The 19,245-nt window shown below is 62.8% G+C and carries 19 protein-coding genes; 12 read left to right on the top strand and 7 right to left on the bottom strand.

All coding sequences use genetic code 11. The features are described 5' to 3' along the window. Both V3587_RS03675 and V3587_RS03670 read right to left on the bottom strand, forming a co-directional pair. Nucleotides 1-199 (bottom strand): AMP-binding protein (locus V3587_RS03675; RefSeq protein WP_331699211.1); only part of this gene is annotated, 199 nt, incomplete at its 3' end. Then, entirely contained in the window at nucleotides 196-1,023 is an 828-nt protein-coding gene (locus V3587_RS03670) for a crotonase/enoyl-CoA hydratase family protein (protein ID WP_003939849.1), read from the bottom strand. The genes V3587_RS03675 and V3587_RS03670, both read right to left, overlap by 4 nt. Nucleotides 1,024-1,128: 105 nt before the next feature. Between V3587_RS03670 and V3587_RS03665 the strand changes: the two genes are divergently transcribed. Beyond that, entirely contained in the window at nucleotides 1,129-1,902 is a 774-nt protein-coding gene (locus V3587_RS03665) for a hypothetical protein (RefSeq protein WP_283376137.1), read from the top strand. 22 nt (nucleotides 1,903-1,924) lie between these two features. Here V3587_RS03665 and V3587_RS03660 read toward each other — a convergent pair whose 3' ends face one another. Next, the gene (locus tag V3587_RS03660) at nucleotides 1,925-2,617 is read right to left on the bottom strand and encodes an SDR family NAD(P)-dependent oxidoreductase (protein WP_064444223.1); all 693 of its coding nucleotides are present in this window, start codon (nucleotides 2,615-2,617) and stop codon (nucleotides 1,925-1,927) included. A 134-nt stretch (nucleotides 2,618-2,751) separates the two neighbouring features. On the opposite strand from V3587_RS03660, the gene V3587_RS03655 reads away from it, so the two are divergent. From V3587_RS03655 to V3587_RS03620, 8 genes are all read left to right on the top strand, one after another. Continuing rightward, nucleotides 2,752-3,669, top strand: a complete 918-nt coding sequence (locus V3587_RS03655) for a LysR family transcriptional regulator (protein WP_020970528.1) — start codon at nucleotides 2,752-2,754, stop codon at nucleotides 3,667-3,669. A 139-nt stretch (nucleotides 3,670-3,808) separates the two neighbouring features. Continuing rightward, the gene (locus tag V3587_RS03650) at nucleotides 3,809-5,185 is read left to right on the top strand and encodes an MFS transporter (protein WP_162113742.1); all 1,377 of its coding nucleotides are present in this window, start codon (nucleotides 3,809-3,811) and stop codon (nucleotides 5,183-5,185) included. A 63-nt stretch (nucleotides 5,186-5,248) separates the two neighbouring features. Continuing rightward, nucleotides 5,249-6,130, top strand: coding sequence for a shikimate dehydrogenase (locus tag V3587_RS03645; RefSeq protein ID WP_042921796.1), 882 nt, complete (start codon nucleotides 5,249-5,251; stop codon nucleotides 6,128-6,130). A 44-nt stretch (nucleotides 6,131-6,174) separates the two neighbouring features. Next, complete coding sequence (locus V3587_RS03640) at nucleotides 6,175-8,127, top strand: oxidoreductase (RefSeq protein WP_283376136.1); 1,953 nt, start codon at nucleotides 6,175-6,177, stop codon at nucleotides 8,125-8,127. Further along, nucleotides 8,124-8,948 (top strand): aldo/keto reductase, encoded by an 825-nt coding sequence (locus V3587_RS03635; protein WP_063315886.1) that lies wholly within the window; start codon nucleotides 8,124-8,126, stop codon nucleotides 8,946-8,948. The genes V3587_RS03640 and V3587_RS03635 overlap by 4 nt, the downstream gene beginning before the upstream one ends. Continuing rightward, nucleotides 8,948-10,042, top strand: coding sequence for a Gfo/Idh/MocA family protein (locus tag V3587_RS03630; protein WP_283376135.1), 1,095 nt, complete (start codon nucleotides 8,948-8,950; stop codon nucleotides 10,040-10,042). Before V3587_RS03635 ends, V3587_RS03630 begins: the two co-directional genes overlap by 1 nt. Then, complete coding sequence (locus V3587_RS03625) at nucleotides 10,039-11,766, top strand: FAD-dependent oxidoreductase (protein ID WP_283376134.1); 1,728 nt, start codon at nucleotides 10,039-10,041, stop codon at nucleotides 11,764-11,766. Before V3587_RS03630 ends, V3587_RS03625 begins: the two co-directional genes overlap by 4 nt. After that, nucleotides 11,763-12,566 carry a sugar phosphate isomerase/epimerase family protein gene (locus V3587_RS03620; RefSeq protein WP_283376133.1) on the top strand — a complete coding sequence of 268 codons (804 nt, stop codon included), beginning with the start codon at nucleotides 11,763-11,765 and terminating at the stop codon, nucleotides 12,564-12,566. The genes V3587_RS03625 and V3587_RS03620 overlap by 4 nt, the downstream gene beginning before the upstream one ends. A gap of 54 nt (nucleotides 12,567-12,620) precedes the next feature. Here the strand turns inward: V3587_RS03620 and V3587_RS03615 are convergent, their stop codons facing one another. After that, the gene (locus V3587_RS03615) at nucleotides 12,621-13,709 is read right to left on the bottom strand and encodes a 3-deoxy-7-phosphoheptulonate synthase (protein WP_030535319.1); all 1,089 of its coding nucleotides are present in this window, start codon (nucleotides 13,707-13,709) and stop codon (nucleotides 12,621-12,623) included. A 355-nt stretch (nucleotides 13,710-14,064) separates the two neighbouring features. Between V3587_RS03615 and V3587_RS03610 the strand changes: the two genes are divergently transcribed. The 3 genes from V3587_RS03610 (at nucleotide 14,065) to V3587_RS03600 (ending at nucleotide 16,086) form a co-directional block, all read left to right on the top strand. After that, nucleotides 14,065-15,132, top strand: a complete 1,068-nt coding sequence (locus V3587_RS03610) for an ABC transporter substrate-binding protein (RefSeq protein WP_193595005.1) — start codon at nucleotides 14,065-14,067, stop codon at nucleotides 15,130-15,132. Between the two features lie 166 nt (nucleotides 15,133-15,298). Beyond that, nucleotides 15,299-15,589 carry a CD225/dispanin family protein gene (locus V3587_RS03605; RefSeq protein WP_003940575.1) on the top strand — a complete coding sequence of 97 codons (291 nt, stop codon included), beginning with the start codon at nucleotides 15,299-15,301 and terminating at the stop codon, nucleotides 15,587-15,589. 50 nt (nucleotides 15,590-15,639) lie between these two features. Then, nucleotides 15,640-16,086 carry a DUF2752 domain-containing protein gene (locus tag V3587_RS03600; RefSeq protein ID WP_003940294.1) on the top strand — a complete coding sequence of 149 codons (447 nt, stop codon included), beginning with the start codon at nucleotides 15,640-15,642 and terminating at the stop codon, nucleotides 16,084-16,086. An 11-nt stretch (nucleotides 16,087-16,097) separates the two neighbouring features. On the opposite strand, the gene V3587_RS03595 is transcribed toward V3587_RS03600, so the two are convergent. The 3 genes from V3587_RS03595 to V3587_RS03585 are packed head-to-tail and all read right to left on the bottom strand — an operon-like array spanning nucleotide 16,098 to nucleotide 19,182. Continuing rightward, nucleotides 16,098-17,198: a DNA alkylation repair protein gene (locus tag V3587_RS03595; RefSeq protein WP_283376132.1), complete on the bottom strand. Its 1,101-nt coding sequence runs from the start codon at nucleotides 17,196-17,198 to the stop codon at nucleotides 16,098-16,100. Continuing rightward, the gene (locus V3587_RS03590) at nucleotides 17,198-17,515 is read right to left on the bottom strand and encodes a nuclear transport factor 2 family protein (protein ID WP_007733586.1); all 318 of its coding nucleotides are present in this window, start codon (nucleotides 17,513-17,515) and stop codon (nucleotides 17,198-17,200) included. The genes V3587_RS03595 and V3587_RS03590 overlap by 1 nt, the downstream gene beginning before the upstream one ends. Continuing rightward, nucleotides 17,512-19,182 carry a PucR family transcriptional regulator gene (locus V3587_RS03585; RefSeq protein WP_047270998.1) on the bottom strand — a complete coding sequence of 557 codons (1,671 nt, stop codon included), beginning with the start codon at nucleotides 19,180-19,182 and terminating at the stop codon, nucleotides 17,512-17,514. Before V3587_RS03585 ends, V3587_RS03590 begins: the two co-directional genes overlap by 4 nt. Nucleotides 19,183-19,245 lie beyond the last annotated feature (63 nt).

Genomic DNA, 19,245 nt, shown 5'->3' with positions numbered 1-19,245 from the left:
CGCTGGCAAGAGAGTTGTTGACCAGCAACGCAACCCGTGCGCCACGCCCGATACCGAGCGCGATGAATGTATGCGCCAATCGGCTGCTGAGTTCGTCCACTTCCGTGAACGTCATCGATCGATCGCCGAAGACGACGGCTGTTCGCGGTCCGTGCTGTCGCGCACCACGGGCGATCAGATCTCGGGTTACGGGCATCATGGTTCAGTTTCCTCGTTCGAATTCGGGTTGTTCTCGAATCGGCCGTGTCGGCCGGCGCCCGCGGCGAACGCAGCAGCGCCGCGCACACCTTCGGCGATGACAATGGGATTTCCTGCGACACCCTCGGCGCGCAGTGCTTCGGCAAGTGGTAGATCAAAAGATCGGTAGGCCGATGCGCGATCCGCGAGCATGCAGAGTTGTGGGAAAGCGGACAACTGGTGCGCAAGCTCCTTGGCTACCTGGAGTGACTGCCCCACTGGAACAACACGATTGGCCAGTCCGAAGGCCAACGCCTCCGAAGCGTCGACCGGGCGACCGGTCAAGATCATGTCGAGCGCTCGCCCCTGCCCGACGATTCGCGGCAGTCGCACGGTCCCGCCGTCGATGAGAGGAACTCCCCAGCGCCGGCAGAAGACTCCGAACACGGAATCCTCCTCGCAGATCCTCAGGTCCGCGAGCAATGAAAGCTCGAGCCCTCCGGCCACTGCGTATCCACTGACGGCGGCGATCAACGGTTTGGACAACACCAACCGACTCGGCCCCATCGGGCCGGTGCCGCCGCCTTCCGGATGCAACTCGTGCACGCGCGCGGGGTCGGAGACTGCGGTCAAATCCGCACCGGCACAAAATGTGCCGCCCGCACCCCACAGAATTGCCACCTTCTGACTCTCGTCCGACTCGAATTCCAGGAAGGCATCACGCAACTGCGCCGCCATCGGCCCGTCCACCGCATTCTTGCGATCAGGGCGATTCATCACGATGACAGTGACGCCACCGTCACGCTCCACATAGACATCGCCACCTGGTCGATCGGAGTCGGTCACGATATTTCCTCACTGCTCGCGGATAAGGTTTCCCGGTACCAACCATGCCACTTGTAACAGAATTTGTCAGGAGTTGTTCAAAAGTTGTTACAAACTGATCGAGGAATGTCCGCAACCCGAGTTGTGCTGGACCTCGCAACAGCGAGCCCGGACACCGAGTTCAGCACCGCTGTGCTGACCCGGGCCGGCGAGATCGTCGGCGTCAGCGCATCGAGCATTCGCGTGGCAACGGGCCGCCTGTGCCGAGAGAACAAACTGCGTCGTACCGCTCGTGGAACGTACGTCCTCAACCCGGACGGCATCCCCACCTACAGCGAGGTCGAGGGGTGGCGAACTCGTACCGATCGCATACACCCCTGGGACGGCACCTGGATCGCCGTCGAGCACTCGGGGCTCAAACGAAGCGACCGCACTGCCGCCCGCCGGCACGATCAAGCGCTGCGACTGGCGGGTTACGAGGAGTGGAAGCCCACACTCGCAGTCCGTCCGAACAATCTCCTCGGCGGCACGGACAGCGCCCGCCGCACTCTCCGCCGACTCGGCGCCGCCCCCGAATCGGCCGTCATGGAAATCGCTCACCTTGCCCCCGAGGATGATTCGACAATCCGCACACTCTGGAACTCGGAAGCACTGTTGGCCGACATCGCCGAGGCCCGTGAAGCACTCACACAGGCGCAAACACGCCTGGCGACAATCAGTCGCGAGGAGGCGGCCCGCGAATCACTTGCTCTGGGCAGCGCGGTGATCGCGGTCATCGTGCGCAATCCGCTCCTTCCGGAAGAACTCGAACCGACACAGCCACTGCGCGAACTGATCTCGCACATGCTCGAGTACCAGGACGCATCTCGCGAACTGTGGCAGTCACTGCTCCGGTTCTGATCGATTTCTCCCAGAAGGTAATTCAGTATGTTGCACGGCCGCCGCTGGCGTCGTACACGGCGCCGGTCGAGTAACTTACCGCCGACGACGACAGCCAGGAGATCAGTTCGGCAATCTCGTCGGCCCTCCCCATTCGCGCCATCGGCGTCAAAGACTGCGAACGGGCGAGGATGGCCGGATCGGTGCCGGCATTCATAGGACTTTCCACGGCCGCCGGAGCTATCGCGTTGACCAGCACACCGGTGGTGGCGACCTCTTTGCCGAGTGATTTCGTCAGCGCGACGACGGCCGCTTTGGACGCGGAATATGCACTCTGATTCGGGTTTCCGTCCTTGGCCGCAATACTTGCGAGGTTGACGACCCTCCCCCACCCCGACGCAACCATCCCCGGCACGAACGCCCGGCACATCAGGAATGTCCCTTCGACGTTGATGCGGAACGTACGCTGCCAAGCCGCGAGGTCGACGTCGACGAGTGGCGCTGATGGTCCTACGATTCCCGCACTGTTGATCAAGATGTCGACTCTGCGGAGCCTGGTTCGAAGCGCATCGACTGCTGTCGGATCACTCACGTCGAGTTGTTCGTCCGCGCCTTCGGCAAGATCTGCCGTTACCACCCGAACTCCCCTCTCCGTCAACAGCTTTGCACTGGCGGCGCCGATTCCGCTCGCACCGCCGGTAACGAGCGCTGTGACACCCTCTGGGTAACCCTGCATCGCATTCACTCCTGAGTTTCTGTGCGCTACGCACTCAATTCATGTTGCAAACAGGCATAATTGCCGTCACACTGTGTAGAAATTCTGAATATATGGCGTTTGTTGTCAACGTCAAATACCTGGAGGCCTTGCCGATGGAAACCCGCTGGTTGCACGCGTTTGTCGCGGTTGCGGAAGAACTTCACTTCGGGCGGGCCGCATCACGGCTCCAGATGGCCCAGTCGCCGCTCAGCCAGATGATCCGAAAGCTCGAAAAGGACATCGGCGTCAAGTTGTTCGAACGAAGCACTCGCAGCGTCGCACTCACATCCGGCGGACATGCCTTTCTCCCCCACGCCTATCGCGTCATCGAGAACATGGAGACGGCACGACACGCTACGCGCGCGTCGTCGGGAGGCGTCTACGGACGAGTCACAATCGGGTTCACCGGAGTGCTCAACTATCAAGCACTTCCGCCACTGACACGCGCGTTGCGTCAGCGTTATCCGGAAGTCGAACTGACACTCCTCGGCCGGATCATGACGCGCGACGCGGTCATCCAACTCGAGAGCGGCGCCCTCGATCTCGCCTTCGTCGGACTACCCGTGGAATCCGCATCACTGTCTACCCGACTCATCCGACGGGAGGCATTCGGCGCTGTGCTTCCGATCGACCATCCCCTCGCAGAGAGAGACGCGATCGACCTCCGCGAATTGGCCGACGACGGATTCGTGACCACCCCGCTCTCGGCCGGCTCGGCCCTCCAGGAAACCGCGATGCGCGCCTGCATGAACGCAGACTTCAGGCCTCGCGTGGTTCAGGAGATCACCGATCCGTACATGATCCTGATGCTCGTTGCCGCCGGCGTCGGTGTAGCGCTGATGACGTCCGGTATGGCTGCTATCACCCCACCTGGCAGTGTGTTCGTCCCACTCACCGGCGAGCCGACGTTCATGAATCACGGAATTGCCTGGTCACCGCGGCACATGACCGATGCGCTCGCCGTCGCATTGGAGACATCCGAGGAAATTCTGCCGACGCCGGAGATTGAGACCAAAAACGTCATTATCTGAGACTCATTTAGTGTTGGACGCGCCATAGTCCTTCGTGGCACTGTCGTCTCAGCCGCCGAAAGGTGAGGGACGTCACCGATGCGTGGTGCATCTCCAAACGTGCCGCCACGGCCGGCCCATCGGGACGAAAGGACTTCACATGGCACCTCCGATCACCTCCACCGGATCCACGAACTCGACCGAGGAACATCCGAATGCGAACGCGCGCCGCGCCGCCGTTTCGGGCTTCCTCGGCAGCACCCTCGAGTACTACGACTTCTTCATCTACGGCTCCGCGGCCGCGCTGGTGTTCCCCAAGATCTTCTTCCCCGGCGGCGGATCAACGGCAACCCTGCTCTCGATCAGCACCTTAGGTGTCGCCTACGTCGCCCGCCCGCTCGGCGCGGTGCTTTGGGGACACCTCGGCGATCGGTACGGACGCAAGAACGCGCTTCTCGCCTGCCTGCTCCTCATGGGTGTTGCGACGGTCATCGTCGGTTGCCTGCCGACCTACGACCAGATCGGCATCGCCGCGCCGATCATTCTCGTCTTGCTTCGCCTTCTTCAAGGGCTCTCTGCGGGCGGTGAATCACCCGGCTCTTCGGCACTGACGCTCGAACACGCGCCGGATCACCGTCGTTCGTTCTTCACCTCGTTCACCATGAGCGGGATCATGTTCGGCATCGTCGTCTCCAGCCTGGTATTCATCCCAGTGGCGAGCCTGCCCGACGAAGACCTCTACTCGTGGGGTTGGCGAGTTCCCTTCTGGCTCAGCATCATCGTGACCGTCGTCGCGCTGTGGCTACGTCGCGCCCTGGATGAGCCGGAGGTATTCGAGGAACTCAAGGAACAGGACGAGACGGCCGGGATTCCCGTCGTCGAGATGTTCCGCTCGCACTGGCGCACCGTGATCCGCATCAGCATGAGCTCGACCTTCGCGATGATCAACACCATCGTCAACGTCTTCGCTCTGGCGTACGCCGTCGAATCCGGCTTCGAACGCTCCACGATGCTGTGGGCTATCGCGACCGCCAATTTTGTTGCCGTACTGACTCAGCCGCTGTTCGGCATCCTCTCGGATCGCTACGGACGCAAGCCCATTTTCGTCGTCGGCGCGATCGGAGCCGGCCTGATGATCTTCGTCTTCTTCCATTCGATCGGAACCCAAAGCGTTCCCATGGTCTTCGCTTCGGGAATCGTCATGATCGGAATCTTCTACGCGATGCCCAACGGCACGTACCCGGCGTACTTCCCGGAGCAGTTTCCCGCGAAGGTCCGATACACCGGAATGGCCGTCAGCCTCATGCTCGGACTCCTTGTTGCCGGCTTCACACCGGCTATCGCTCAGGCGATTTCAGCCGGAGACAAGAGCAACTGGACACCGGTTGCCTGGATGTGCCTGGGCTTCGCCGTCGTCTCCGCCATCGCGGCAATGACCGGACCGGAAACGTACCGCACGCCCACAGCTGAACTGGGCCAACCGAAGCCGAGCCTGCTAATCAAGCAGGACTCAGAGCTCACCAGCAACAACGCTTGACCGGACCGGCCCCTCGCGCTGAATTGCCGCGAGGGGCCGTCCCCACTTATGCAGGAGAATGTCATGACTACCGAATTCACACGTCACCGTATCGGCCTTGTCGGGTCGGGTATCGCCACCTCACTCTCGCCCGCGTTGCACGCACACGAAGCAGCAGCACTCGGACTCGACGATTACAGCTACGAACTGATCGATCTCGAGAACCTGAACATCTCGGTCGAGAAAACCGGTGAGGTGGTGCGTGGCGCCGTCGCGGGCGATTTCACCGGACTGAACATCACCCACCCGTGCAAGCAGGTTGTCGTGGACGCGCTCGACGAGCTGTCCGGCAACGCGCGGTTGCTCGGTGCCGTCAACACGGTGGTCGTCCACAACGGCCGTTTGATCGGCCACAACACAGACCACAGCGGATTCCTCACAGCACTGCAGCGCGGTTTGCCCGACGCCGCCTTGGACCGAGTGGTGCTTGCCGGGGCAGGAGGGGCGGGTTCCGCTGTGGCATACGCACTCGCCGCCGCCGGCACCACGGATCTTCGCATCGCAGATATTGATCCCGATCGCGCTGCCGATGTGTGTTCTCGCGTCGCCTCGGCCTTTCCTGCCACGCGCACAACGGCTTTGGCGATCGATGAGATCGCCGTCAACCTGACGACGTGCGACGGCGTCGTCAACGCATCTCCGATCGGGATGGTCGGCCATCCCGGAACTCCGTTCGACCCCGCGGCGCTCCACGCGGGCTTGTGGGTCGCGGACATCGTCTATCGGCCGATGCGCACCGAATTGCTCGACGCTGCAATTACTCTCGGATGTCGAGTCCTCGACGGTGGCCAGATGCTGGTGGCTCAAGCCTCTGACACCTTCACACTCCTGACGGGTGTCGAAGCCGATACGGATCGCATGCGCAGCCATCTGAGCGAGCTGCTCTCCGAGACGGCATGCGCATGAGCACAACCGAACACCTACTTTCTCGCGAAGTACCAGGAGCACTGATGAATGTGACTGCGCCTTTCGCCGAACCTCTCGACATGGGCAGCGTCCGCCTCCGGAACCGGTTCGTGTCGGCCCCGATGGAACGCAACTACTGCGAAGTCGACGGCACCATGACGGACGAGTACATCGCGTACCTCGCCCGCCGCGCCGAAGGTGGTGCTGCACTGATCTTCACCGAAGCGAGCTACGTGCGTGCCGACGGCAAGGGACGCATCCGGCAGATGGGCGTCGACGTCGACGAACGGATTCCCGGCATCAAGAAGATGGCCGACGCGATCCACGCTCACGGCGCCCTCGTCGGAGTCGAACTCAACCACGGTGGACGTACGGTGCAAGGTTCTGTCAGCGGGTTTGTTCCCGTTGCCCCGACACCGATTCCGTGTTTGGTTGTCGGCGGCGAGATGCCAGAACAACTCGACGGCGACGACATCGAGCACATCATCGAATGTTTCGGTGAAGCCGCGGCACGCTGCCAGCAGGCCGGCGTCGACGTCATCTCCCTGCACGGTGGCCACGGGTATCTGATCCACCAGTTCCTCTCCCCTGCTTACAATCACCGCGACGACGAGTGGGCCGACCCCACCTTGTTCGTCAACAAGGTCATCGCCTCCGTCCACGAGCACGCACCGGGAATCACTCTGGGACTCCGATTCTCAGCCTTCGAAGGCATCGACGGCGGACTCGACGCCGAGATGACTCGCGCTCGCATCGGCGCCATCGACACCGACCGACTCGATTTCCTCGACGTCTCGGCCGGCAACTACGAAGCGGGACAGTGGATCATCCAGCCCGGTGAATGGTCCCGTGGACTCCTCGCGCCGTACTCCGAGCAGTACCAGCGCGACTTCGACATCCCGGTTGGTGTGGCCGGACGCATCACGTCGCCGGAGATCGCCGCGCAGATCATCGAATCCGGGCAGGCCAACTTCGTCAGCATGGCCCGTACGTTGCACGCCGATCCGGACTTCCCGAATCGCGCTATCGACGGTGGCCGCTACCGCCCGTGCATCGCCTGCAACTACTGCATCGACAGCCTGGCTGCCGGTCCCATTCCCTGCTCTGTCAACCCGTGGGTCGGACGTGAACTGGATCAGCCCACAAAGCCGGCTGACGCCACCGTGCGGGTCGCCGTCATCGGTGCCGGGCCGTCGGGAATGGCCGCTGCCCGCGACCTCGCACTTGCCGGTCACCGCGTCGACCTGTACGACGAGCGACCCAGCCTCGGTGGCGACTTCGCTCTGGCATCGAAGCTTCACGAGTATCCCGAATATGGACGGATCGTGGACTGGTACGCCGCGGAACTGGCTGAACTCGGGGTCCACTGCCACACCTCGACCCGGGTAGATGCTGCTTTGCTCTCCGGTGTCGATTTCGACGCCATAGTTCTTGCCGCCGGCGGCGTCGGCCCCGTGGTCGATCTCCCCGGAGCAGCAACCCGTACCGTTCGCGACGTCCGCGAATTCCTCGTCTCCGGCGATCCAACTCCTGCCGCTGTCACCATCTTCGGCGCCGACCGTGAGGCTGCGGCCGTCGCCGACGATCTCCTTCAGAAGGGCACCCAGGTCGTGATGATCGGCCCGCAGGAAACCATCGCGCACGACGTCGGACGCCGCGGAAAGATCGTGCTGCTGCCGCGCCTGGCCGCAAGTGAGAACCTCACGACCTACCTCAGCTCGATCGTCACCACAGTCGCCGCTGACCGCGTCACGATTTCGACGGCCGGTGTGCTGAGCGAGGTCGATGCTCCGGGCGAACTGCTGATCTCGCAAGGCGTCGAGCCGCGTTCGGAACTTCTTGCCGAACTCCGTTCACTGGCACCACGACTCGGAGTACATACCGTCGGCGACGCGAGCGGTGACGGCGGGTCCATCCATGCCGCACTCGTGACCGCAGCCGACGTTGCCGTCGCGATCACCGCCGCCGCTGCGGCACGTCAGGAGGTTCACGCATGACCACACAGGCAGCCACACCCGTGGCAACTGCATTGCCGCCCATTGGACTCGGAACCTGGCCCCTGGTCGGTGCCGACGCCACGAACTCGGTTCTCTCCGGCATCGAGGCCGGGTACCGCCTCATCGACACCGCCGCGATCTACGGCAACGAGGGCGCCGTCGGTGTGGCGCTGGCGGAATCAGGTGTGCCGCGAGAAGAACTGTTCGTCACCACCAAACTTCGTGGCAACGACCAGGTTTCCGGCGACATTCGGGGCGCCCTCGAGCAGAGTCTGGAACTACTGGGACTCGACCAGCTGGATCTGTTCCTGATCCACTGGCCACTCCCGCGAATCGATCGCTATGTCGCGTCGTTCGAGTCGATGCTGGCCTGCCGCGACGCCGGACTGGTTCGGTACGTGGGTGTGTCGAACTTCCTGGAGCTCCACCTGCGCCGCGTCGTCGCCGAAACCGGCGAGGCACCGGCAGTCAACCAGATTCAGATGGACCCGTCGCTCGCTCGGATCCCGGTTCGCCGCGCAAACGACGAACTTGGCATCTTCACTCAGTCGTGGAGTCCGCTCGGCCGGGGTGACGTGCTCGACAACGCCGTGGTCGGGGAGATCGCCGGTCGAATCGGTTGCACACCAGCTCAAGTGGTGCTCGCATGGCACGTCGCGCAGGGTGTGGTTCCGGTCGCGCGATCAGCGAACCCGACGCGTCAGGCCGAGAACCTGGCAGCACTCGACGTCACCCTATCCGGCGAGGACATCGAAGCACTGAACAGTCTCGACCGCGGCGAATCTGCGGCGCGGGACGTCGAAGCAGAGGAACATTTCTGATGACATTGAAAGTCGGAATCGTCGGCTGCGGCAAGATCGCCGGCAACCATGCCAGAGCTCTACAACAAGTCCCCGGCGTCGAGGTAATCGGCTGCTGCGATCCCGATCTCGGACGCGCCCAGGAGTTCGCTGCGCTCCACAGCATTCCCTCCGCCGTACGTTCCGTTGACGAACTGCTTGCTCTAGGCCTCGACGCCTGCACGGTATGCACACCTCACCCGGTACACGAAGAGGTAGTCGTGGCCGCTGCCGACGCGGGTGTACATGTGTTGTGCGAGAAGCCCATCGCAGTCGATGTTGCTGCCGCCGACCGCATGATCGAGGCCGCCGACCGCGCCGGTATCACGTTCGGGGTGCTCTTCCAACGCCGATTCTGGCCGGCAGCACGTCGGATCCGCGACGCCATCGACGACGGGCGGATCGGACTACCCATGCTCGGTGAGGCGTCGGTGATCCTGCATCGCCCATCGAGTTACTACTCGGCCGACGCCTGGCGTGGACGCTGGGACACCGACGGCGGTGGCGTGCTCATGACTCAGGCCGTGCACCAGATCGACATGCTGGCCTGGTTCATGGGCGAGGCCGTCTCGGTCAGCGGCTTCATCCGCACCCACACCCACGGTGAGCACATCGAGACCGAAGACAGCGTGTCAGCTGTGATCTCCTTTGCCTCGGGCGGCACCGCCACCGTCACCGCGACTACCGGTGCCAATCACAATCTGGGTAACCGCATGACGGTGATCGGGCGCACCGGTGCCATTGCCAGCGTCCTCGAATTTCCTGAAGGGCACGAGGGTGTCAACGAAATCTGGACCGTGCCGGGCGAAGTCGAGTTCCAGTCGCCGTACTCCGCCGACATCGACGCCAATCTCGATGTGGGAGCGGTCAATGCGGCACTGACCGACTTCCACACCCTGCAGGTTCAGGACTTCGCCGACGCGGTCCTGACCGGGCGCGAACCCGCCGTCACCGGTCGAGACGCCCGCGCGTCACTTGCCATCATCGCCGCAATCTACGAATCGTCAAGAACGGGCAAGGTTGTCGAGCTGACATCGACACCGACCCTCGCAACAACTGCCAAGGAGCAGAAATGAGTAGCAGTACCCCCCTCACCTACGACGTGGTTGTCGTGGGCTCCGGCGCAGGCGGGCTTTCCACAGCAATTGCCGCAGCACATGGCGGCGCGTCGGTACTCGTTGTCGAGAAGGCCGACACCTGCGGCGGCGCAACGGCCTGGTCGGGCGGGTGGATGTGGACCCCACGCAACATGTTTGCCATCGCCGACGGGGTTGTCGAGGATCGCTCGGCACCGCGGACATATCTGGAAAACCGACTCGGCGACAACTTCGACGCCGCCAAAGTTGATGCACTCCTCGACGGCGCCCCGGAGATGGTCGAGTTCTTCGAACGCAAGACTGCTCTGAAGTTCGTGCCCGGAGCCAAGATCGCCGATATTCACGGTGACACACCGGGCGCCGGCACGGGTCACCGTTCCGTCGGACCGAAACCGGTGAGTCTGCGAAAGCTCGGACCAGATGTCGCGGCGCTACTGCGTCGTCAGCTGCACGAAACGTCGTTCCTCGGTATGGGCATCATGGCCGGGCCCGACCTGCAGGCTTTCCTGCACTCGACCCGCTCACCAAAAGCCTTTGTGCACTGTGGTGTTCGGGTGACTAAGCACATGTTCGATCTCGCCACCAAGCGTCGTGGTCAGCAACTCGTCAACGGCACTGCGCTTGTCGGCATGATGCTTCGCTCAGCGCTCGATCTCGGCGTCGAGTTTCGGGTGAAGACGTCCGCGACCGCGTTGCAGACCGATGACGACGGCCGCGTTGTCGGCGTCCGCCTCGAAGGTCCGGACGGCGCGTACTCGGTAACTGCCCGACGTGGTGTCGTACTCGCCACCGGCGGCTTCGCACAGGACATCGACCGACGACGCGAACTGTTCCCGCGCACCCCCACCGGCAACGAGCACTGGTCACTCACTCCGAAGACAACCACCGGCGACGGCATCTCCCTCGGCGAATCCGTGGGTGGTCGCCTCGACCGCACCCTCGCCTCCCCCGTCGCGTACTGCCCCGTCTCCATCGTTCGCTACCGCAACGGCAAGGAAGGGGTGTTCCCGCACATCCTCGATCGCGGAAAGCCCGGTGTCATCGGAGTTCTCGCGAACGGCAAGCGGTTTGTCAACGAAGCACTCGGCTATCACGACTACACACTCGCGATGGTCGAGCAGGTTCCCGAGGGCGAAGAGGTGTGCTCGTGGTTGATTGCCGATCAACAGTATGTGCGATACCTCCCGCTGGGCATGGCGAAGCCCTTGCCGATCCCGATCCAGCCGTACCTGCGCTCGGGGTACCTCACGCGTGGGCGCACTCTTCGGGACTTGGCCGAGAAGATCGGCGTCGACCCCGTGCAGTTGGAGAAAACCGTCGCAGCTTTCAATATCGGGGCCGTGGCCGGTAAAGACCCCGAGTTCAGTCGCGGTACAACACCGTTCAACCGAGGTTCCGGAGATGCTTCCAATCCGTGGCCGAACCCGTCGCTCGCGCCCTTGCAGAAGGGCCCGTACTACGCGGTGAAAGTCGTGCCAGGGAGTTTCGGCACCTTCGCCGGACTGGTCACGGACTCGTCGTCGCATGTACTCGACGACAACGACCGCCCCATCGAGGGGTTGCTCGCCGTCGGCGTCGATCAGGCGAGCGTGATGGGCGGGCACTACCCGTCCGGGGGCATCAACCTCGGACCGGCCATGACATTCGGTTACCTGGCCGGCCGGGAACTGGCCGGAGCCAAGACAGTTGGAGCGCACGCATGACACTCTCACTCGGGCTGGCAGCCCTCACAGTGCTCGACACCGCACCGATGCAGCACGTCGACCTGGCTGAAAAGCACGGCTTCGACACCATCGGTATCCGTCTGATGCCCGCGGCACCAGGTACGACGGCCTACCCTTTGCACGAGGACAAGCAGTCGTTGGACGAACTGGTGCGTCGACTGGACGATTCACCGGTCGAGGTATTCGACCTCGAAATCATCCGTCTTGCAGCCGACTTCGACCCCACCGACTACGCTCCGTTGCTCGAAGCGGGCGCACAGCTCGGAGCCAAAGCCGTTCTGGTGGGCGGCGACGACCGCGACCGCGCTCGGCTCACGGACTCCTATGCCCGCCTCGCTGAACTGTGCGCGAACTACGGCATCGTCGCCTCGCTCGAATTCATGCCGTGGACTGCGGTGCCCGATGCGCGTGCGGCCATCGAGATCGTCTCGGCGGCAGACGGTCCGGCTCGCAGTGTCCTCGTCGACGCATTGCACACCGACCGCTCGGCGACAACGCTCGAGGATCTTGCGTCCATCCCGCGCGAGTGGTTGCACTACGCCCAGATGTGCGACGGTTCGACCCCCGCTCCCACTGGGGACGCAGAGCTGATCCGTCAGGCCCGCGAGGAGCGTCTGGTGCCCGGCACCGGCGGCATAGCCCTGGCCGACATCTGGTCGACTTTGCCTGCCGGACTGCCGGTCAGCATCGAACTGCCCAACGAGCCACTGCGTCAGGCCGTCGGCACGGATGCCTGGCTGGAACGCCTGGTCGAGGCCACGCGAGAAGTGTTGGCCTAGCGGCCCTGTGCGCCTTTTTGGTAGTTGGCGCTACCAAATAGGCGCACGGGGGCGTCAGCCCCTCCGAGCCGCAACGGCCTGCGCCAGACGGTCCAACTGCGCTGCGGTGGTGGACCAGTCGATGCACGCGTCGGTGATCGACTGGCCGTAGGTGAGCTCGTCCGCCTTGCCCAAGGTCAGGTCCTGACGGCCGGCCTCGATGAAACTCTCCAACATGACGCCGGCGATTCCCTGCTCGCCCTCGGTCAGACGTCGGGCAATGTCGTCGAGCACGATGACCTGACGCTCATGGTCCTTGCTGCTGTTACCGTGGCTCGCGTCGATGACCACGCGCTCGGGCAGGTTCGACTTACGCAGGCGGGCAAGGGTGTCCGCGACTGTCTCGGCATCGTAGTTCGGTCCGTCGCTACCGCCACGAAGAATGACATGGCAGTCGGGGTTGCCCGCGGTACGGATCAAGGCAGCCTGGCCGTCGAGGTCCGTTCCGGGGAACACGTGGCTCGCTGCCGCGGCGCGGGTGCCGTCGACGGCTACCTGCACGTCACCTTCGGTGGAGTTCTTGATACCGACGGGCATGGACAGCGCGCTGCACAGCTGACGGTGAACCTGACTGGCGGCGGTCCGGGCGCCGATCGCACCGTAGCTGACCAGGTCGGCAATGTACTGAGGCATGATCGGATCAAGGAACTCGCAGCCGACTGGCAGGCCCAGGCTCGACACGTCGAGAAGCAACTTGCGGCCGATACCGAGCCCGGTGTTGATGTCGAACGTGCCGTCGAGGTGGGGGTCGTTGAGCAGGCCCTTCCACCCGAGTGTGGTGCGCGGCTTTTCGAAGTAGACGCGCATGACGATGTGCAGATCGTCCCGCAGTTCGTCGGCCTTGGCGGCCAACCGGCGGGCGTAGTCCATCGCCGCTTCCGGATCGTGCACAGAGCACGGACCGACTACGACGATCAAACGATCGTCGTCACCGTTGAGGATGTTGATGGTGTCGGCCCGACCGGTGCGCACAGTGGCGGCGGCAACCTCGTCCGGAGCGTGCTGAGCACGAACAGTCGCCGGTGACACGAGCGGACTGATACTCACAGTGCGCTGATCGTCGAGGCTGTCCGAAGCTGTGGTGGTGTCGATGGTGACAGTCATGGGGTTTTCGGTTTCCTGTTCTCAGGCCGACCCCAGAGATGAAGAGAAACTCCAGCGAGCCGGTCTGTAGTCCGGCTCTTGGGTGGAGGTTGTCAGCGCGTGGTTACGCCGGCAGGCCCACCCGGGGCCGGCCTGCTAAACCAGAAATAGACGCGCTGCATGTCGGCCACGATACCTCGAGTTCGGATCAGATGGGCGCGCCCCTCCACGACGAGCCGAATCCGAGGGGAGCGTCCCGTGGCACGAGTCCGTGACGAATGGCCAAATCCGCTGAGCGATTGGCGCTTTCGAGCAAGGCTCCGGCTACGGAATTCGAATACGTTGGTCAGGCACCTGCCAATGCCCGGAACATCAGATGGAGCTGCGCCTTCTCATGCCTGTGATCGAATCGACCGAAACCTTCCACCCGACGGTGTCCCCTTTTGCGACCGATACCCCCTTGCAGTCGACAAGAGATGTGGACGGCGAGTTCACCCGTCTGATCGATTCCTTGACACGACGCGGATTCCTGGCCGGTGCGGCGGCGCTCGGTGCACTAGGCGCGCTCTCTGCATGTTCGAGCGAATCCAGCGGCACCGAAGCCTCGGACGAGTGGGTCGACATCGTCGTCGCGGACCAGGCCTACCGCCTGCCGCGGGACCCCAAGCGTGTCGTGGTGCTCGAAGCTCGAGGCGCCCTCGATTTTGCACTACTTGCCGAGTACCCGATCGTCGCGACCAATTGGGATCCGAAGTCTCAACTCATGCGCCAGGTACCCGCCGGCGCGGCTCGCCTCGGTGGGACGAACAACGAACCGAATGCCGAATCGATACTGAGCCACGACCCCGATCTTTTGGTCGTCGGGAAAGGCTGGTGGAATTACTACCAGGACAAGGGCCTGCTCGGCACTGACATCGCACCGGTGCTCGTCGTCGACGAGGGCACGACGGGCTCGTCGTGGAAGCAGGCCATGACCGCGCAGCTCACGGCTCTCGATCGCCGCGAAGTCGCCGAACGCGTCATCGCCCGATACAACGCCGAACTTGCACAAGCGCGGGCCAAGATCGGTGGTCTCCTCGAAGGCAAGTCGATTGCGATCGCCGGCGCAGACAGCGGTCAGATCTGGCTGCAGAACAACACGTTCGCCGTCTCGGTTGCGCAGGACCTCGGCTTGAACGTCTTGACCGACGCTGCCCATGCCGCACCGGATCGGAGGGATTCGACTTTCTACAGCCTCGAGGAGCTTGCGATCTTCGACCAGGCCGACTTCGTCTTGCTACAGAACCCCGACGCTGTGGAAGCCGAGTCGCCCACGTGGAAACGAGTCCGCGCTGTCCAGGACGGCCATGTCGGGCATCTGCGATATGACCTCAACAACGGCCTCGCTCTGACTGCGATGGCCCTGGCCGCTGACATCGCCGAGCAGGTACAGGTCATGCGCTGACGTCTTCGGGATCGCCTTCCGAATCAGAAATCAACCGGATTCTCTGTCATACGAACAGTCGATACTGACTCACTCGGAAACGGATTATGTTGTCACCTGCCCGTGCTCTTCGCACGTCAGAGGGTGTTTCTCCGAACGCCCTGTTTCTCCGAACGCTAGGTGACCAATGACGCAGAACCCGTACTACGGCCAGCAACAACCGGTCGGCCCTCCGCCGGACAACAATCTGGTCTGGGCGATTCTCGTGACAGTGTTCTGCTGCCTCCCGCTCGGCATCGTCTCGATCGTCAAATCAAGCCAGGTCAACACTTTGTGGGCGCAAGGTCAGTTCGACGCTGCGCGAAAATCAGCTGACGATGCCAAGAAGTTCGCCTTGTGGTCAGTCGGCGCAGGTGTTGCCGTCGCTGTTCTGTACTTCCTTTTTGTCGTCGTCCTTGCCGGATCGAGTTCCCTGTGACCGCCGACGCCGACCGGCGACACTGATCGACGGCCAAACACCGAACTGCAATGACACCGAATTGTGGTGACACCGAGAACGATGACATATCACGACTCGCCGCACTGAAGGCGCCAGCGGCAGTTGCGTTCACGGCAATTGCGCTGTGCGCCTTCATCTCCTGGAGTGACCCCACCACACCTGGTGGGGTCATTCCCGTTTGTCCGACCAAAGCGCTGTTCAACGTCAATTGTCCCGGTTGCGGTAGCACTCGGATGGTGTACAGCCTCATCCACGGCGATTTCGGTGCAGCGATGCGTTTCAATGCGTTTGGCCTCGTGATGCTGCTTGCACTGGCGTTCACGTACGTCTCGTGGACGACCGCCCGCACCCGTGGAAGACCCGTCGTGCTCTGGCATCAGTTGCGCTGGTCACCGGCTGTGATCTTGACACTCGTGTTGATCTGGACGACGGTCCGCATAGCCCCGATCCCGATATTTGCCGGTCTCCGCGTCTAGGCCGGATCTCCTCACGCGTCCAAACGGAATACACCTCGCACCTGGCGTACGCCGTTGATCTGCACCTCGACGGCATGTTCGCCGGCGTAGTACTTCCGGGTGCTGATCGGTTTGAAGGAATGCCTCTTCGCGATACGGGCCGGCACCCCGGGTTCCAGCGTTCGTGTTGTCAGTTTGAAGACCTTGGGCGTCGTCTGCCCGTTGGCCTTCACGTGGTGGACGATGTAATCGATCACGACGGTGACGGACTCGCTGCCATTGTTCGTGACGGCGAAGTCGAAGGTGAGTTCTCCACCCGCATCAACTGTTTCGCGGTCGATGACGAACCCCTCGACCACGACGTCGGTGGGCGGCGAGAACCCCAAGAGGGACAGAGCATCTGGATCGCCGGCCTTGATCAACGTCCGCAATGCATGTTTGACGATTTTCAGTGTGTTGGCATCCGGTGTCTGCAGCCAACGCTTCGCAGTCGATACTGCGAGCCCAGCGTCAGCACGACTGAGATCGTTGAGATGGTTTGCGACCGAACGTCGTACATATTCCGAATCATCCCGATACAGCTCGTCGAGAATGACGATTGTCGACTCGGGACGCGCCGTCAATTCTTTCACTCGTCTTCCCCAGGGCAAACGAGTACGAGTGCCTTCGGTCGCCAAGCGCCGGACGTGTTCGTCTTCATGGCCGGTCCAGGTGAGTGCGATCGCCAGCGAACGGTCAAGGTTCGTTTCGAGAAATGAGCGAATTGCGAATTCGGCCGTCAGACGCGACGTCAACTCGGCAAGCAGAGCCATTCCCTCGTCGAAATCCGACTCGGAGCCACTTCGTGTCGCCGTGACGGCGACGGCTTCGGTCACCGGCCAGATCATCCAACCGGTGAAGGTCTCTTCTGAAAGCGCACGGCGGATGATCTCGGCGAAGGCCGGAAGATCCTGAGGCAGTTCGGCAGTCATCGCGTCCCGCACAACGCGCGTACGTTCGCCGAGACTCATACCGTCGAATTCGGATGTACTACCCCGAACGAGGGCGAGGCGTGTGTGACCGGAGGCTCGCTCTAGACAGCCTGCCAGATCGGCGACGACGGATTTCGCGAGCAGTTCGTCAGCGGTGGGCATCAGGGGCACACCGTGAGAGCGGAAATCCGATCACCGTCGAGAGTGAAATGGTGATGTAACTGGACGGGGCTTCCGGGAAAATCACCCTCGACCTTCACCGACACGACAACGGCCGAGCCTGGGGTGTTGACCGACTCGATCTTCTGGGTGAAGGTGAACGCCGTCGACACGGCGGACTTCCACGCCACGATTTCTTCGATCCCGACATACGTCCGGCCGTCGTCACGAACCACTGCGTCTTCGGTGAAAACGCCGCGGACGTCGCCGCCGTCGAAATACGCGCGCGCTGCGCCTGGCACCTTCGCTGAGTCGATCATTCGCGAAGAGTACTACTGGGGTCCGACAGGTTCGGCGAACTCACTGCCCGAGCAGACGCCGCCAACTGAATCTCCATCAACAGCCTGGCCGACGGCTCGGAGAGGTCGGTATCCGTGATCTCCTCGACCCTCTTGATCCGATACCTGAGGGTGTTCGGGTGAATCCGAAGCTGCTCGGATGCACGTCGGACATCGCCCGAATGTGCGAGGTAAACGGAGATGCTTTCGCGCATGTTCGACCCGTTGCGTCTGTCGTAGACGTCCAGGGCGTCGACTCTCGGATCGTGCAGTTGCTCGTCGGCCGCAATGGTGTCCATGATTTCGCCCAGCAGCACCGGTGTGCGCGAGTCCGCGAGGGTGGTCACACGAACATCCCCCGACGTTCCGTCCAAGACCCGATCCACTTCGGCCCGAGCCTGGGCCACCTCCGCAAGCGTCGAAACCGGCGACGAGACCGCGGCCCGTAGCCCCGAAGGCGACACCTTGTCCAAACGCGCGACAACTTCGCGGGTCCACGAGACTGTGGATTTCACGGATTGGGTTCGCGGAAACAGCACATAGATCCGGGTGCCGACGGCACTCACCAGCGATTCACGCTGAAAGGCGCTGGCGTGCAGTCGCAAAGACGACACGAGTTCGCCCGAAGACGGCAGCCCACCGTTTCCGATACTCGCCACTCCGACCACCATCGCCGGTCCGGACATCGGGATGGTCAACGAGGCCGCGAGCGAAGGAACGTCGACACCGCCGCCGCGAACCCCGAGCAACCGCTGAATCTGTATCGCCTCGTTACTCGGCGCGTCTCGGATGCGCGAAATCAGCCGAGCAGCAACGGCCGCGGCACCGCGGAGCACGCTGTCGGCATCGCCGGCAATGGGAACCGGGCCTTCCTGCACCCAGATCGTGCCGAGAAGATCAGAGCTGAAACCGCTCTCCCCCTTGACATTGTCGGATATTCTCCGAATCGGAACCACCAACCGTCGCCTGATCGCAAGGTCGTCGTGAGCGGGCACCTCCACTACGTCGTCGCTTCGCCGCAGGCTCTCGAAGACGCCCCACTCCTGTAGCTTTCTGAGGTATTCGCGAGGTCCTTCGCGGCCGAGGATTGATTGCCGACGTAGCTCGTCCGCAGCATCTCCCGATGCCGAATAGGCCAAGACGTGGGAATGCTCGTCCTCGATGCTGACCATCCCCCGCGTGATTGCGGCGACGTTCTGCGCCAGCTCGAACAAGTCTGTGTCACTACCGAATACGATGTCGTCCGAATCCTGTCGGGACACCGAATGATCGAGCACGCCCCGGATGGTCGTGAACAATCGATCCCAACGAGCATCCGGATGGACCGCTATCAAGGCGATCCCGGCGCGCTGTGCCGCCGCACGCACCGACGTGTCCGAGGCCTCCTTCGACATGACGGCCCGAGGCGCTGATCCCTTCTGATCGAGGCGGTTCAGCCAGGCCGCCAATTCGGCTGCGCCGATACCGACAGCGAGCCAGAGCTCAGAGGATTCGACGGCCGCGGTTCTGGGGCGCGTGAGGTCCCCGACCTCTGCGAACACCACGGAGTCGACGAAGACGTCATCACCCGACGGCGCGAGGACGAGCTCGACAAAAGCTCCGCCCAGCGCCCGAAGGACCGCGTCGAGCCTGACCCCACGGATAGACACGTACCACCCACTCCCCGGACCGTCGCAACGCCTCAACTTCGAGAATAGTGCATTTTCCTGCGA

Source organism: Rhodococcus sp. IEGM 1306 (assembly GCF_036541985.1).
Lineage (GTDB): Bacteria > Actinomycetota > Actinomycetes > Mycobacteriales > Mycobacteriaceae > Rhodococcus_F > Rhodococcus_F qingshengii.
This window is presented reverse-complemented; position numbering and strand designations above follow the sequence as displayed.